Here is a 14964-nt window from a genome sequence, read left to right as displayed (position 1 = left end):
GTCCCCTTGGGGACCGGCGCTGTGCTGTGAGGATGTTGCCGTTCAGGCGAGCGCCTCGACGGCCGCGGTGGCGAAGGCATGGTCCTGCTCGGGCGCGCCGCCGCCGACGCCGATCGCGCCGATCAGGCGTCCGCCGCGACGGACGGGCAGGCCACCCGCGATGAACAGCAGCGGCCGGTCGAGCGCGGTGGGCAGAGTGTGGAAGAGGCCGCCGGGCTGGACGGCGTCGACCAGGTCCGCGGTCGGGGCGTCGAGCTGGAGCGCGGTGTAGGCCTTGCGGGTGCTGGTCTCCCCCGAGATCAGGACGGCCCTGTCGTCCCTTCGGAAGGCGAGGAGGTGCCCGCCGGCGTCCAGCACGCTGATGCTCACGGTGGCACCGGCCGCCTCGGCGGCCCGGCGGGCGGCGGCGACGAGGATCTCGGCGTCCTGCGTGGTCAGGGGGGTCAGGGCGGTGGTGGTGCTCACGGGGTCTCCTTGGTGAGGGGATGTGCGGTGGTGCGGGAGAGCGGTGCACGGGGGTGCCGCTCCGGTGATGCCCGAGGGCCTTGCCCCAGGGCAGGTCCTGCCGGCGCCGGGACGGCCCTGGCCCGGCGCCGATGGTTCCGCGGGGATCAGTGGTGGACGACGGCGCGCTGCTCGGCGGCCGCTGAGCCGGCGACCACGGTGCTGGACGCTCCGGCCCGGCGCTCCAGTGCGGCGGAGAGCACGGCGAGGACGAGAGCGCCTGCGGCAAGGACGGCCCCCACCCAGTTGGGGGCGGTGTAGCCGAACCCGGCCGAGATCACGAGACCGCCGAGCCAGGCCGACAGGGCGTTGCCGAGGTTGAAGGCGCCGATGTTCACGGCCGAGGCCAGCGTGGGGGCGCCATGGGCCTGGTCGAGGACGCGCTTCTGCAGCGGCGGGACGGTGGCGAAGCCCAGCGCGCCGATCAGGGCGATGGTGACGGCCGCAAGGATCTTGTTGTGCGCGGTGAGCGTGAAGACCGCCAGGACGACGGCCAGGGCGCCCAGGGAGACGTACAGCATGGGCATCAGGGCACGGTCTGCGAACTTGCCGCCGACGAGGTTGCCGCCGACCATGCCGAGGCCGAACAGCACCAGCAGCCAGGTGACGGAGCCGTCCGCGAACCCGGCGACGTGCGTCATCATCGGCGCGATGTAGGTGATGGCCGCGAAGACGCCGCCGAAGCCGAGAACGGTCATCGCCATCGCGAGCAGCACCTGGACGTTCTTGAAGGCGGCCAGCTCGTGGCGCAGGTGCACGCCCTGCGGCTTGGGCATGTCGGGGACGAGCTTGGCGATGCCGAGCAGGCCGACGACGCCGAGGGCCGCGACGATGCCGAAGGTGACGCGCCAGCCGATGTGCTGGCCGACCAGGGTGCCGAGCGGCACACCGACGACGTTGGCGACGGTCAGGCCGGTGAACATCATCGCGATGGCGCCGGCCTTCTTGTCGGGGGCGACCAGTTCGGCGGCGACCACCGAGCCGATGCCGAAGAAGGCGCCGTGGGCGAGTGAGGCGACCACGCGGCCGATGAGCATGATCCCGAAGGCGGGAGCGAGGGCGGACAGCAGGTTGCCGGCGATGAACAGGGCCATCAGCAGCATCAGCATCCGCTTGCGGGGGACCTTGGTGCCGAGGACCGTCATCAGCGGGGCGCCGAACATGACACCGAGCGCGTAGCCGGTGACGAGGAAGCCGGCCGTCGGGATGGAGACCCCGAAGTCGCCCGCGACCTCGGGCAGCAAGCCCATGATCACGAACTCGGTCGTTCCGATTCCGAAGGCCCCGATCGCGAGGGCCAGAAGCGCGAGAGGCATGGAGGGGTACACCTTCCCAGACGATTGCAGGTGCGCTTTGCGTGCGTCCACAATAGTTGCAGACGCGGGTTACTTGCAAGCGCGCACTATTGCGCTGCTGCCCTATCCTGGTAGCAGCCGCTCCGGGACGGAGGAAGACACCGATGACAGCGACGGACCCCGCGCTCACCGCTCTCGCTCAGGGCTGGTGCGCACTCTCCCTGCTGCACGGGAGGATCGAGACGCACATCGAGCGCGCTCTGCAGGCTCGCCACGAGCTGAGCGTGCGCGAGTACTCGCTGCTCGACGTGCTCAGCCGGCAGCACGACGGCGACGGCGGACATCTGCAGATGAAGCAGGTCGCCGACGCGGTCGTCCTCAGCCAGAGCGCCACCACCCGCCTGGTCACCCGGCTCGAGGACCGCGGTCTGCTGGAGCGTTATCTGTGCCCCACCGACCGTCGCGGCATCTACACCAACGTCACCGACGCCGGACTGAAGCTTCTGGAGGAGGCCCGGCCCACCAACGACGCCGCACTGCGCGAGGCCCTCGACGAGGCGGCGAAAAACCCGGACCTCGCCCCGCTGGTCCACGTCGTGGAAACGCTGAAGGCACCCGTGCCCGCCTAGGGAGCGGGCATAGGGTGCGGGCATGGGAGATCTTGAGATACGGGCCGCCGTCCCCGACGACGTCCCGGCCATCGTGGCCATGCTCGCGGACGACCCCTTGGGTGCCCAGCGCGAGTCCCCCGACGACCTCGCGCCCTACCTGACCGCGTTCGAGCGCATCGCCGCGGACCCGAACCAGCACCTGGTCGTCGCCGTACGCGAGGGTCGCATCGTCGGCACCCTTCAGCTGACGCTGATTCCTGGTCTGTCCCGGCGAGGGGCCACCCGGTCGATCATCGAAGCGGTGCGGATCCACGCGGACGAGCGCGGCAGCGGACTGGGCACCCGGCTCATCGAGTGGGCGGTGGACGAATCCCGGCGCCTGGGCTGCCAGTTGGTGCAGCTGACCTCCGACAAGAGCCGCACCGACGCCCACCGGTTCTACGAGCGGCTCGGGTTCGAGGGCTCACACCTCGGTTTCAAGCTGCCGCTGTGACCGACGCGACCCGGGGGCCGTCCCACGCGTGTTTCACGTGAAACAGCCCCCGCGACCGGAACGACAACGCGTCAGCCGATGCCCCGCCACCCTTGCGGATCCACTCCCCCTGGTACCTCCGCGCCGGCGTCATACGGCTGCCGGGTGAAGGTGAACGACCCGAGGTCGAGGTGGTCGATGGAGCCGTCGGGCCGCCGTACGGCCCGCAGGACCTCGCCGGCGTAGTAGCCCTCCAACCCCGTCCATGTGCCGTCACCGTTCGGCCGGAAGCGGGAGCGCCGGCCGTTGCCCGTGAGGGGCTCCAGCGACGCCAGTCCGTCGGCCGTCAGCCGCACGGCGCACCCTTGCGTACCCCAGTACCAGGGCCCGGCCAGGTCCAGCGCCACCGCATCGGCCTCCCGCAGCGGACGCCAGGGCTCGGGGATACGCGGCTCGGCCTCGGCAACGATCCCCACGAGATCCGCGGCCACGGTGGCCACGGGCGGACCGGAGGTGCAGTTGGCGAGCACGACGGCGGCCACGTCGTCCTCCACGCTGAACTGGAGGCCGGCCAGGAACCCCGGAAGCGACCCGGAGTGCCCGGTCAGCAGCCGCCCGCCGTGGCGCCGGATCTCCAGGCCGAGCCCGTAGGCGTAGCCGTCGGCCACGTTCGCCGCCTCGGAGGGGGCCGTGGGTGTGCGCATCTCGTGCAGGGACTGCGCGCAGAGCACCCGGTCGTCTCCCTTGGCCAGGAAGGCGGCGAAGCGCGCCAGGTCGCCCGTGGTGGACCACAGCTGTCCCGCAGGGGCCATCCTCCCCAGGTCCTCCGCGGGTTCGGGCATCATCACGTCCGCCCATGGATGCACGGCCCAGCCTCCGGCGTGCGGCGCACTGGGACGCACATCCGTGCGGCGAAGGCCCAGGGGTTCGAGCACTTCGCGCCGCAGCACGTCCTCCCACGGCTCGCCCCGCACCTCCTCGACCAGGGCCCCGAGCAGCGTGTAACCGGGATTGGAGTAGTGGAACCGCTGTCCGACCGGGTGCCGGAAGGGTTCCTCTCCCAGAACGTCGGCGATTTCGGGCCGCAGTGTGCCCGGGGTGCGCTCCCACCACGGTGCCGGCGACTCGGCCGCCAGCCCGCCGGTGTGCGCCAGCAGATCACGGATCGTCACCTCGCCGACGCCGGTTCCGGGCAGGTGCTTCTCCAATGCGTCACCGAGGTCGAGCAGCCCCTCGTCCCGCAGCCGCAGGACCAGCACGGCCGTGAAGGTCTTGGTGATCGACCCGACCCTGTACTGCACGTTCTCGTCGGGCCCATGACCGTCGACCGAGGTGCGCGCACCGTGCCAGACGGTGCGTCCGCCGCGGACGACGGCCGCGACGAGCGACGGGGCCCTGCCGTCCGTCTGGGCCACGGCGATCCGGTGCAGCAACGCGCGCCGGGTGGCGGGCAGCAACTCTTCCTGAGATGTCGTCATGCGCCCAGTCCACCCGTCGCGGCAACCCACGTCGAGTCCATTTCGCCGGGCGCGGCACCGCCCGGCGGGGCCCGTGCCGGCCGAGTGCGCCGCGCTGAGCCCCGAGGGCCACCGGCGAGCCCGGATCGCGCACCGATGAGTTTCCCGGGCCACGCTGGTCTCCACGTCGGACACCCCCGCACGGAAGGCTGGGCCATGCGCAAACTGATCTACGGCATGAACCTGTCCCTGGACGGCTACATCGCCGCGCCCGGTGACGACATCGGCTGGAGCGGACCGCCGAGTGACGAGTTGTTCCAGTGGTGGCTCGACCAGGAGCAGGCGAGTGACCTGACGCTGTACGGGCGCAAGCTGTGGGAGACGATGAGCTCCTACTGGCCGACCGGCGACCAGCAGCCCCAGGCCACCCCGGCGGAGATCGAGTTCGCACGGAACTGGCGGGACACTCCGAAGGTGGTGTTCTCCTCGACGATCGACAAGGTCGACTGGAACACCCGCCTGGTCACCGGCGACGCGATCGCCGAGATCACCCGGCTCAAGGCCGGGGACGGCGGCCCCATGACCATCGGCGGCGCGACGCTCGCCGGGGCGGCCATGCGCGCCGGGCTGATCGACGAGTATGCGATCGCCACCCACCCGGTCCTGGTGGGCGGCGGCACACCGTTCTTCACCGCACTGGACAGCTGGGTGAACCTGAACCTGGTGGAGACACGGACGTTTCCCGGGGGCGTGGTCGTGACCAGGTACGAGACGCGGCACTGAGCAGCTTCCCGCTGCGTGCGGGCGGGCGCCTCAGGTCTGCGCCATGTCCACGAAGCGCGAGTAGTGGCCCTGGAAGGCGACCGTGATCGTGGCCGTCGGGCCGTTACGGTGCTTGGCCACGATCAGGTCGGCCTCGCCCGCGCGCGGTGACTCCTTCTCGTAGGCGTCCTCGCGGTGCAGCAGGATGACCATGTCGGCGTCCTGCTCGATCGAGCCGGACTCACGCAGGTCCGAGACCATCGGCTTCTTGTCCGTGCGCTGCTCGGGGCCACGGTTGAGCTGGGAGAGCGCGATCACGGGGACCTCCAGCTCCTTGGCGAGCAGCTTGAGGTTACGGGACATGTCCGAGACCTCCTGCTGACGGCTCTCGGCGCGCTTGGAGCCGCCGGACTGCATCAGCTGGAGGTAGTCGATGACGACCAGGCGGAGGTCGTTGCGCTGCTTCAGACGGCGGCACTTGGCGCGGATCTCCATCATCGACAGGTTCGGGGAGTCGTCGATGTAGAGCGGAGCCGCGGACACGTCGGGCATCCGGCGGGCCAGGCGCGTCCAGTCCTCGTCGGTCATCGTGCCGGAGCGCATGTGGTGCAGGGCGACCCGCGCCTCGGCGGACAGCAGGCGCATCGCGATCTCGTTGCGCCCCATCTCGAGGGAGAAGATCACGCTCGGCAGGTTGTGCTTGATCGCCGCGGCGCGCGCGAAGTCCAGCGCGAGGGTGGACTTACCCATGGCGGGACGGGCCGCGATGACGATCATCTGGCCGGGGTGCAGACCGTTGGTGAGCGAGTCGAAGTCGGTGAAGCCCGTGGGCACACCGGTCATCTCGCCGCTGCGTGAGCCGATCGCCTCGATCTCGTCGAGGGCGCCCTCCATGATGTCGCCGAGCGGCAGGTAGTCCTCGCTGGTGCGCTGCTCGGTGACGGCGTAGATCTCCGCCTGGGCGCGGTTGACGATCTCGTCGACGTCGTCGTCGGCCGCGTATCCCATCTGGGTGATCCGCGTGCCGGCCTCGACGAGACGGCGCAGGACCGCTCGCTCGTGCACGATCTCCGCGTAGTACTCGGCGTTGGCCGCCGTCGGGACCGTCTGGACGAGGGTGTGCAGATACGACGCGCCCCCGACCTTGTTGATCTCACCCCGCTTGGTGAGTTCGGCGGCGATGGTGATGGGGTCGGCCGGCTCGCCCCGGGCGTAGACGTCGAGGATCGCCTGGAAGATCGTCTCGTGCGCCGGCTTGTAGAAGTCGTGGCCCTTGAGGATCTCGACGACGTCGGCGATCGCGTCCTTCGACAGCAGCATGCCGCCGAGGACCGACTGCTCGGCCTCCAGGTCCTGGGGCGGTACCCGCTCGAAGGCCGAACCGGCGCCTTCCCAGCCGCCGCTGTCCCGCCCGCGGTCGTGCTGCTCCTCACGCGTCCGGACCCCGTCACCGCGTCGGCGGGAAGCGGGGAGGCGATCACTCGGACCGCTGTCGGCCCACGGATCGTCCAAGGGCTCGGAAATGCTCACCGAGCCACCTCCTCCCGTCCGCCGAGCGGACCTCGCCGTGCCCCTCTGTTCTAAGGGACGGCACTGACAAACCGAGAGACCCAACTCCACTTGCAACGCGTCGGTTTTGTGGCGGTTCTGCACACGGGCGGACGGAGCGGGCGCCGGACCACGGTAGGCCCCACGGGGGCGTCAGCCAATCTGGTTATCCACAGGCCATGTGGACGACGGCCCGGATGCTGTGGAGAACTCGGCGAAACCTGTGCACGAGCCGGTGGACAGCGCTGTGAACAAGCTCGCTCCTCCGTCAAAGCAACGCCTCTGACCTGCGGTTTCGACATCCACGGGCTGTGCAGAAGAAAAACTTCCCCGGTCGGCTCAAGATCACTTCGAACACTGCGCGAGAAGTCACTCACCGAACCGGCCAGTAAGGGTCTCTAGTCCATTGCATCTCTTACCTGTGGACGACTAGATTGGTGCTCATGACACAGGCTCCCGCGACCTCGAGGGTCACCCGCCGCCGCCACGACCGCGAGATCGTCGCCTTGGCCGTTCCGGCCTTCGGCGCCCTCGTCGCCGAGCCTCTTTTCCTCATGGCCGACAGCGCCATCGTGGGCCACCTCGGCACCGCCCAGCTCGCCGGACTCGGCGTCGCCTCCGCCCTGCTCACCACCGCCGTGAGCGTGTTCGTCTTCCTCGCCTACGCGACCACGGCCGCTGTGGCCCGTCGCGTCGGCGCCGGCGATCTCCCGGCCGCCATCCGCCAGGGCATGGACGGCATCTGGCTGGCGGTGCTGCTCGGCGCGGCCGTCATCGCCCTGGTCCTTCCGCTGGCTCCGGCGATCGTCGACCTCTTCGGCGCCTCGTCCACCGCGGCACCGTACGCCACCACCTACCTCCGGATCTCCTCGCTCGGCATACCCGCCATGCTCGTCGTGCTCGCCGCGACCGGTGTCCTGCGTGGGCTGCAGGACACGAAGACACCGCTCTACGTCGCCATCGGCGGCTTCGTCGCCAACGGCGCCCTGAACGCGGCCCTCGTCTACGGCGCCGGTCTCGGTATCGCAGGCTCGGCATGGGGAACGGTCATCGCGCAGTGCGCCATGGCCGCCGTCTATCTCACGGTGGTGATCCGCGGTGCCCGTCGGCACGGCGCCTCCCTGCGGCCCGACGCCGCGGGCATCCGCGCCTCCGCCCAGGCAGGCGTCCCCCTCCTGGTACGCACGCTGTCCCTGCGCGCCATCCTGATGATCGCCACCGCCGTCGCCGCACGTCTCGGTGACGCCGACATCGCCGCCCACCAGATCATCCTGTCGCTGTGGAGCCTGCTCGCCTTCGCCCTCGACGCCATCGCCATCGCGGGGCAAGCGATCATCGGCCGCTACCTGGGTGCGGGCGACAGCGACGGCGCCCGAGCCGCCTGCCGGCGCATGGTGGAGTGGGGCATCGCGGTCGGCATCGCCCTCGGCGTCCTGGTGGTGCTCACCCGTCCGCTCTTCCTGCCGCTGTTCACCAGCGACTCCTCGGTGACCGACACCGCGCTGCCCGCACTGCTGATCGTGGCCCTCTCCCAGCCGGTCTCCGGCGTCGTGTTCGTCCTGGACGGCGTACTCATGGGAGCCGGCGACGGACCGTATCTGGCCTGGGCGATGCTGCTCACGCTGGCGGTCTTCGCCCCGGCCGCACTGCTCGTCCCGACGCTGGGCGGCGGACTGACCGCATTGTGGGTGGCGATGACGCTGATGATGACCGTACGGCTCCTGACCCTCTGGCTGCGCGCCCGCTCGGGCCGCTGGCTGGTGACGGGCGCGACGCGCTGACGCGCCGACCGTTTCACGTGAAACAGCGCCACGACCCCCGGGGTCGTTTCACGTGAAACACCCCTGCGCGTCCCCGCCTCAGGACCAACTCCCGGCATGCGAAAGGGGCCGCACCTCACGGTGCGGCCCCTTTCACTGGCTCGAGCGAGCGCAGCGATCACGCGGTGATCAGCCCGCGACGACCTCGATGTTGACCTTGGCGGCAACCTCGGGGTGCAGACGCACGGACGTCTCGTGGGCGCCCAGGGTCTTGATCGGCGAACCGAGCTCGATGCGGCGCTTGTCGACCTCGGGGCCACCGGAAGCCTTGATCGCGGAAGCGATGTCGGCCGGGGTGACGGAGCCGAAGAGACGACCGGCGTCGCCGGAGCGGACGGCCAGACGGACCTTCACACCCTCGAGCTGGGCCTTGATCTGGTTGGCCTGCTCGATGGTCTGGATCTCGTGGATCTTGCGAGCACGACGGATCTGCTCGACGTCCTTCTCGCCACCCTTGGTCCAGCGGATCGCGAAGTTCCGCGGGATCAGGTAGTTGCGAGCGTAACCGTCCTTGACGTCGACGACATCGCCCGCGGCACCGAGGCCGGAGACCTCGTGGGTCAGGATGATCTTCATGATTCGGTCACCCTTCCCTTAGCGCGCGGTGGACGTGTAGGGCAGCAGCGCCATCTCACGGCTGTTCTTGACGGCCGTGGCGACGTCACGCTGGTGCTGCGTGCAGTTGCCGGTCACGCGGCGGGCACGGATCTTGCCGCGGTCGGAAATGAACTTCCGCAGCATGTTCGTGTCCTTGTAGTCCACGTACGTGACCTTGTCCTTGCAGAAAGCGCAGACCTTCTTCTTCGGCTTGCGCACAGGCGGCTTCGCCATGGTGATTCTCCTGTGTGATCAAGAAGTTTGGGTACGACCCGCCCTCGACCGGGACCGGCCCCGAAGGACCGGACCGAAGGCCTAGAAGGGGGGCTCGTCCGAGTAGCCGCCACCGCCGCCGGAGCCGCCGCCCCAGCCGCCGCCACCCTGGTTGCCACCGGCGGGAGCGCCGGTCGCCCAGGGGTCGTCGGCAGGAGCGCCGCCGCCCTGCTGGCCGCCACCGCCGGGGCCGCCGCCCCAGCCGGCGCCGCCCTGCTGGCCGCCACCGCCGCTGTAACCGCCCTGGCCACCGCGGCCGGCGGTCTTGGTGACCTTGGCCGTGGCGTTGCGCAGGCTGGGGCCGACCTCGTCGACGTCCAGCTCGAAGACCGTGCGCTTGACACCCTCACGGTCTTCGTACGACCGCTGCTTCAGCCGGCCCTGCACGATGACGCGCATGCCTCGCTGGAGCGACTCGGCGACGTTCTCCGCCGCCTGGCGCCAGACCGAGCAGGTCAGGAAGAGGCTCTCGCCGTCCTTCCACTCGTTGGTCTGACGGTCGAAGGTGCGGGGGGTGGACGCGACACGGAACTTCGCGACCGCCGCACCGGAAGGGGTGAAGCGCAGCTCGGGGTCGTCGACAAGATTGCCGATGACCGTGATGACGGTCTCGCCTGCCATGGGGGAACCTCTCGGCGGGTTTGCTGCTGGCTGCTTGTGGTGCTGCTCGGAATCCCGAGATCAGCTGAGCGGGAGGCTCAGTGGGTCTCGGGACGGAGGACCTTGGTCCGGAGGACCGACTCGTTCAGGTTCATCTGCCGGTCGAGCTCCTTGACGACCGCGGGCTCAGCCTGCAGGTCGATGACCGAGTAGATGCCCTCGGGCTTCTTCTTGATCTCGTACGCGAGACGACGACGGCCCCAGGTGTCGACCTTCTCGACCTTTCCGCCGCCATCACGGACGACAGAGAGGAAGTTCTCGATCAGCGGGGAGACAGCGCGCTCCTCGAGATCGGGGTCGAGGATGACCATCACCTCGTAGTGACGCATGTGGAACCCACCTCCTTTGGACTCAACGGCCACGGTCGTTCCGTGGCAGGAGGGTTGTGATGCGTACGCAACGGTATCGGCCGCCACTGACAATCGAGGTCGGCCGGCGGAATCGCCTGGACTGTTTCGACTGGGCCTGGGCAGACACCGGTGCAGACGGTACAGACTACCCGCACACCGGCTTCCGGTTGAAATCCGGCCGGGGAGCCCGTCAATCTGTACACATCGGGTGTGTATGGCGCTACGATGCGCCGTCTTCCGCAGGAGGTGCCCTATGGCACAGGTATTGCGACCCAAGACCCCCTCCGGCCTCCTGGCCACGGACGGAAAGTCCCATCCCCTCCAGGACACGCTGCTCGTCGTGACGCTGGTCCTCGGACTCCTGGCCTTCATCACCGGCCTGGTCGCCGACGATCTGCACCTGCTCAGCTCCTGGGCCGGACTGGTGGGCATCCTCACCGGTGCCTACGGCCAGTGGATCTCGGTGACCACGCGTGAGCGCTTCGGCATCATCGTGGGCCTGGGCGCATCCGGTGTCGGTTTCCTGCTCGGGATGGCGCACGGCGGCCTCTTCGGCGGCGTCTTCTGACCCAGCCCGCACCTCCCTCTCCAGCAGCACGCAACTCACCCGGCCGCCGCGCGGCCGGGCGAGATGTCCCGTGCGCCCAGCAGGGGCGCTCCGCGGGCGCAGTAGGCTTCGGCACCAGAGCCGGAGCCCCTGACCCATGGGGACACACCAGCCCGAGGAGCGCCCCGAATGACCCTGACCCTGAGGACCATCAGTCGCGAGCAGCATCTGGCCTTCATCCAGACCCTGCCGGCGGCGAGTCACATGCAGGTCCCGGCGTGGGCGGACGTGAAGGCGGAGTGGCGCTCCGAGAGCCTCGGCTGGTTCGACGACCGCACCGGTGAACTGGTCGGCGCGGGCCTGGTGCTCTACCGCCAGCTGCCGAAGATCAAGCGCTACCTCGCCTATCTGCCCGAAGGCCCGGTCATCAACTGGTTCGCGCCGAACCTGCAGGAGTGGATCGAGCCGATGCTCGCCCACCTGAAGCAGCAGGGCGCCTTCTCGGTGAAGATGGGCCCGCCGGTGGTCATCCGGCGCTGGAACGCCGACACCATCAAGAAGGGCATCCAGGACCAGGACGTCAAGCGCCTGCGCGACCTGGAGGCCGACTTCATCGAGCCGCGCGCCTTCGAGGTGGCCGACAAGCTGCGCCGTATGGGCTGGCAGCAGGGCGAGGACGGCGGCGCCGGCTTCGGTGACGTCCAGCCCCGCTACGTCTTCCAGGTGCCGCTGGCGAACCGTTCCCTGGAAGAGGTCCACAAGAACTTCAACCAGCTGTGGCGCCGCAACATCAAGAAGGCGGAGAAGGCCGGTGTCGAGGTCGTCCAGGGCGGCTACCACGACCTCGAGGAGTGGCAGCGGCTGTACGAGATCACGGCCGTGCGCGACCACTTCCGGCCGCGCCCGCTGTCGTACTTCCAGCGCATGTGGTCGGCCCTCAACAGCGAGGACCCCAACCGTATGCGGCTGTACTTCGCCCGCCACAACGGTGTGAACCTGGCGGCGGCCACGATGCTGATCGTCGGCGGCCACGTCTGGTACTCCTACGGCGCCTCCGACAACATCGGCCGCGAGGTGCGGCCCTCGAACGCGATGCAGTGGCGGATGCTGCGCGACGCCTACGCGCTCGGCGCGACCGTCTACGACCTGCGCGGCATCTCCGACTCGCTGGACGAGTCCGACCACCTCTTCGGCCTGATCCAGTTCAAGGTCGGCACCGGCGGCCAGGCCGCCGAGTACCTCGGCGAGTGGGACTTCCCGCTGAACAAGCTGCTGCACAAGGCGCTCGACATCTACATGTCGCGCCGCTGACGTCCCGTTCGGTGCTTCGATACCTCTGACAGACCGCTGCGACACCTCTGACACCCCGCAACCACGAGAAAGGTTCCAGGTCCGGCCATGGCGCTCACGCTCTACGTCGACACCGCGCGCTGGCGGGCGCACCACAAGCACGTGCAGGAGCAGTTCCCGGGGCTGGTCCCGGTCTGCAAGGGCAACGGCTACGGCTTTGGTCACGAGCGGCTGGCCGAGGAGGCCACGCGCCTGGGTGCGGACCTGCTCGCCGTCGGCACGACGTACGAGGCCGCCCGGATCAAGGACTTCTTCAGCGGTGACCTGCTGGTGCTGACCCCCTACCGGCGCGGCGAGGAGCCGGTGCCGCTGCCCGACCGGGTGGTGCGGTCGGTCTCCTCCATTGACGGCGTGTACGGCCTGGTCGGCGCCCGGGTGGTCATCGAGGTGATGTCCTCGATGAAGCGGCACGGCATCAGCGAGCAGGACCTGCCGCAGCTGCACGCCGCCATAGAGAACGTCCGGCTGGAGGGCTTCGCCATCCACCTGCCGCTGGACCGCACCGACGGCTCCGACGCCGTCGAGGAGGTCATCGGCTGGATGGACCGGCTGCGTGCGGCCCGGCTGCCGCTGCACACGATGTTCGTCAGCCACCTCAAGGCCGACGAACTCCAGCGGCTCCAGCAGCAGTTCCCGCAGACCCGGTTCCGCGCCCGCATCGGCACGCGGCTGTGGCTGGGCGACCACGAGGCCACCGAGTACCGCGGCGCGGTCCTGGACGTCACGCGCGTGTCCAAGGGCGACCGCTTCGGCTACCGGCAGCAGAAGGCGGCTTCCGACGGCTTCCTCGTCGTCGTGGCGGGGGGTACCTCGCACGGGGTGGGGCTGGAGGCCCCGAAGGCGATGCACGGCGTCATGCCGCGCGCCAAGGGCGTCGCACGCGCCGGGCTCGCCACGGTGAACCGGAACCTTTCTCCATTCGTCTGGGACGGCAAGCAGCGCTGGTTCGCCGAGCCGCCGCACATGCAGGTGTCCATCCTGTTCGTGCCCGCCGACGCGGCGGAGCCGAAGGTCGGTGACGAGCTGGTGGCCCATCTGCGGCACACCACGACGCAGTTCGACCGGCTCATGGACCGCTGAGCCGCACGGCGAACGCCGAAGGCCGTACACGGGAGCACCCGTGTACGGCCTTTGTCATACGCCCCCAGGGGATGTTCGCTCAGAGCGAACCCCCGGCCGGGTCGCGGCCGTTGCCCCACTCCACCTCCGGGGTGTCGAAGTGGGCGGCATGCCGCGGGGGATGGGCGGCGGGCCCCAGGACGAACACGTCCTCGGCGCCGTCGAGGACCCCGCCGGACGGGTCGTCGTCACCGGCGCGGCGCACCACGTCCCGCTCCGGCATGAGGATGTCGCGCACCACGACGGCGCACAGGTACAGCGTCCCCAGCAGGTGCACGCCGATCGCCCAGTGGTAGCCGTCGGTCGGCAGACCCTTGTGGGCGTCTCCGCTGGTGGTGTACGCGAGGTACATCCAGATGCCGAGGAAGTACGCCACCTCGCACGCCTGCCAGATCAGGAAGTCCCGCCACTTGGGCCGGGCCAGCACGGCCAGCGGCACCAGCCACAGGACGTACTGCGGCGAGTAGACCTTGTTCGTGACGATGAACGCGGCGACGATCAGGAACGCCAGCTGGGCGAACCGGGGGCGGCGCGGGGCGGTGAAGGTGAGCACCGCGATGCCCAGGCAGCACAGCAGCATCAGCGCTGTGGCGAGCGTGTTGACGGTGTCGGTGCTCAGCGGATGGCTGGAGTTCTGGGCCATGATCAGCCAGAACGAGCCGAAGTCGACGCCCCGCTCCTGGCTGAACCGGTAGAACTTCGACCAGCCCTCGAACGCGAAGAGCATCACCGGCAGGTTGACCACGAGCCAGGACACGGCCGCGCCGGCCACCGCCTGGGCGAAGTCGCGCCACTTGCCCGCGCGCCAGCACAGCACCAGCAGCGGGCCCAGCAGAAAGACCGGATAGAGCTTGGCGGCCGTGGCGAGCCCCAGCAGGACACCGAAGGCCACGGAGCGGCCACGGGACCACATCAGCATCGCGGCGGCCGTCAGGGCGACGGCGAGCAGGTCCCAGTTGATGGTGGCCGTCAGGAGGTAGGCGGGCGCCAGCGCGACGAGCAGGCCGTCCCAGGGCCGGCGGGCGTGGGTGCGTGAGACGCAGACGGCGATGACGGCCGCGCAGACCATCAGCATCCCGGCGTTGACCATCCAGTACCACTGCTCCTGGTGCTGGATGCTGCCGCTGCCGGGCGTCAGCCAGGCCGCCACCTCCATGAACACGCCGGTCAGCACCGGGTACTCGAGGTAGTCCATGTCCCCGGGCAGCTTGTCGAAGTACGGCACGAGCCCGTCGGCGAACCCGCGCCCCTGATACAGGTGCGGGATGTCGGAGTAGCAGGCGTGCGTGTACTGGGAGCTGGCTCCGAAGAACCAGGCGCCGTTGTAGCAGGGCGCCTTCTGCACCAGCCCGAGGGCGAACATACCGATCGCCACCAGGGCGACGATCCGGACGGGCGTCCACCACGAGGCCCCGGTCAGGGCGCGCCGTCCGAGGGGACCGCCGATCAGCTCGCTGCCGGCCGTGGCGATCTTGTCGTCCCGGGTCGGCCGGACGGTGTCCGGCTCGTGCACGCTCGTCGGCGTCGATTCTGCACTGGGCATGGGGCACATCCTGCCGTACGAGGCTGGGAAAACGCCGAGGGCCGCCGCACCTGAGT

The 14964-nt window shown here is 69.6% G+C and carries 16 protein-coding genes; 7 read left to right on the top strand and 9 right to left on the bottom strand.

The window, feature by feature from the left end; genetic code table 11:
* Window positions 1–42: 42 nt before the first annotated feature.
* Window positions 43–465 carry a heme-binding protein gene (locus AB0E88_RS16120; RefSeq protein ID WP_361630311.1) on the bottom strand — a complete coding sequence of 141 codons (423 nt, stop codon included), beginning with the start codon at window positions 463–465 and terminating at the stop codon, window positions 43–45.
* A 146-nt stretch (window positions 466–611) separates the two neighbouring features.
* A complete protein-coding gene (locus AB0E88_RS16115) occupies window positions 612–1820 on the bottom strand; it encodes an MFS transporter (RefSeq protein ID WP_361630308.1) in 1209 nt (402 codons plus the stop codon).
* Between the two features lie 143 nt (window positions 1821–1963).
* Between AB0E88_RS16115 and AB0E88_RS16110 the strand changes: the two genes are divergently transcribed.
* The gene (locus AB0E88_RS16110; RefSeq protein WP_361630305.1) at window positions 1964–2428 is read left to right on the top strand and encodes a MarR family transcriptional regulator; all 465 of its coding nucleotides are present in this window, start codon (window positions 1964–1966) and stop codon (window positions 2426–2428) included.
* A 22-nt stretch (window positions 2429–2450) separates the two neighbouring features.
* A complete protein-coding gene (locus AB0E88_RS16105; RefSeq protein WP_361630302.1) occupies window positions 2451–2903 on the top strand; it encodes a GNAT family N-acetyltransferase in 453 nt (150 codons plus the stop codon).
* A gap of 71 nt (window positions 2904–2974) precedes the next feature.
* On the opposite strand, the gene AB0E88_RS16100 is transcribed toward AB0E88_RS16105, so the two are convergent.
* Entirely contained in the window at window positions 2975–4360 is a 1386-nt protein-coding gene (locus AB0E88_RS16100) for a serine hydrolase domain-containing protein (protein WP_361630299.1), read from the bottom strand.
* 195 nt (window positions 4361–4555) lie between these two features.
* Between AB0E88_RS16100 and AB0E88_RS16095 the strand changes: the two genes are divergently transcribed.
* Entirely contained in the window at window positions 4556–5122 is a 567-nt protein-coding gene (locus AB0E88_RS16095; RefSeq protein ID WP_361630296.1) for a dihydrofolate reductase family protein, read from the top strand.
* Window positions 5123–5152: 30 nt separating this feature from the next.
* On the opposite strand, the gene dnaB is transcribed toward AB0E88_RS16095, so the two are convergent.
* Window positions 5153–6631 carry a replicative DNA helicase gene (gene dnaB / locus AB0E88_RS16090; protein WP_361630293.1) on the bottom strand — a complete coding sequence of 493 codons (1479 nt, stop codon included), beginning with the start codon at window positions 6629–6631 and terminating at the stop codon, window positions 5153–5155.
* 461 nt (window positions 6632–7092) lie between these two features.
* Here dnaB and AB0E88_RS16085 point away from each other — a divergent pair, with 461 nt between their 5' ends.
* Entirely contained in the window at window positions 7093–8430 is a 1338-nt protein-coding gene (locus tag AB0E88_RS16085) for an MATE family efflux transporter (RefSeq protein ID WP_361630290.1), read from the top strand.
* A 168-nt stretch (window positions 8431–8598) separates the two neighbouring features.
* On the opposite strand, the gene rplI is transcribed toward AB0E88_RS16085, so the two are convergent.
* The 4 genes from rplI to rpsF form a co-directional block, all read right to left on the bottom strand.
* Window positions 8599–9045: a 50S ribosomal protein L9 gene (rplI, locus tag AB0E88_RS16080; protein ID WP_361630287.1), complete on the bottom strand. Its 447-nt coding sequence runs from the start codon at window positions 9043–9045 to the stop codon at window positions 8599–8601.
* Window positions 9046–9063: 18 nt separating this feature from the next.
* A complete protein-coding gene (gene rpsR / locus AB0E88_RS16075; protein ID WP_003949403.1) occupies window positions 9064–9300 on the bottom strand; it encodes a 30S ribosomal protein S18 in 237 nt (78 codons plus the stop codon).
* Window positions 9301–9381: 81 nt separating this feature from the next.
* Window positions 9382–9960, bottom strand: coding sequence for a single-stranded DNA-binding protein (locus AB0E88_RS16070; RefSeq protein WP_361630284.1), 579 nt, complete (start codon window positions 9958–9960; stop codon window positions 9382–9384).
* A 77-nt stretch (window positions 9961–10037) separates the two neighbouring features.
* The gene (gene rpsF, locus AB0E88_RS16065; protein WP_014673750.1) at window positions 10038–10328 is read right to left on the bottom strand and encodes a 30S ribosomal protein S6; all 291 of its coding nucleotides are present in this window, start codon (window positions 10326–10328) and stop codon (window positions 10038–10040) included.
* A gap of 274 nt (window positions 10329–10602) precedes the next feature.
* On the opposite strand from rpsF, the gene AB0E88_RS16060 reads away from it, so the two are divergent.
* The 3 genes from AB0E88_RS16060 (at window position 10603) to AB0E88_RS16050 (ending at window position 13326) form a co-directional block, all read left to right on the top strand.
* Window positions 10603–10917: a hypothetical protein gene (locus AB0E88_RS16060; protein ID WP_361630281.1), complete on the top strand. Its 315-nt coding sequence runs from the start codon at window positions 10603–10605 to the stop codon at window positions 10915–10917.
* A gap of 168 nt (window positions 10918–11085) precedes the next feature.
* Window positions 11086–12207 (top strand): peptidoglycan bridge formation glycyltransferase FemX, encoded by a 1122-nt coding sequence (gene femX, locus AB0E88_RS16055; RefSeq protein WP_361630278.1) that lies wholly within the window; start codon window positions 11086–11088, stop codon window positions 12205–12207.
* 87 nt (window positions 12208–12294) lie between these two features.
* Entirely contained in the window at window positions 12295–13326 is a 1032-nt protein-coding gene (locus tag AB0E88_RS16050; protein ID WP_361630275.1) for an alanine racemase, read from the top strand.
* Window positions 13327–13405: 79 nt separating this feature from the next.
* Here AB0E88_RS16050 and AB0E88_RS16045 read toward each other — a convergent pair whose 3' ends face one another.
* The gene (locus AB0E88_RS16045) at window positions 13406–14908 is read right to left on the bottom strand and encodes a glycosyltransferase 87 family protein (protein WP_361630272.1); all 1503 of its coding nucleotides are present in this window, start codon (window positions 14906–14908) and stop codon (window positions 13406–13408) included.
* Window positions 14909–14964: the final 56 nt, after the last annotated feature.

Source organism: Streptomyces sp. NPDC028635 (genome assembly GCF_040637635.1).
In the GTDB taxonomy this organism is placed as follows: Bacteria; Actinomycetota; Actinomycetes; order Streptomycetales; family Streptomycetaceae; genus Streptomyces.
The sequence above is the reverse complement of the archived record's forward strand: the minus strand, read 5'-3'. Positions and strand labels throughout refer to the sequence as shown.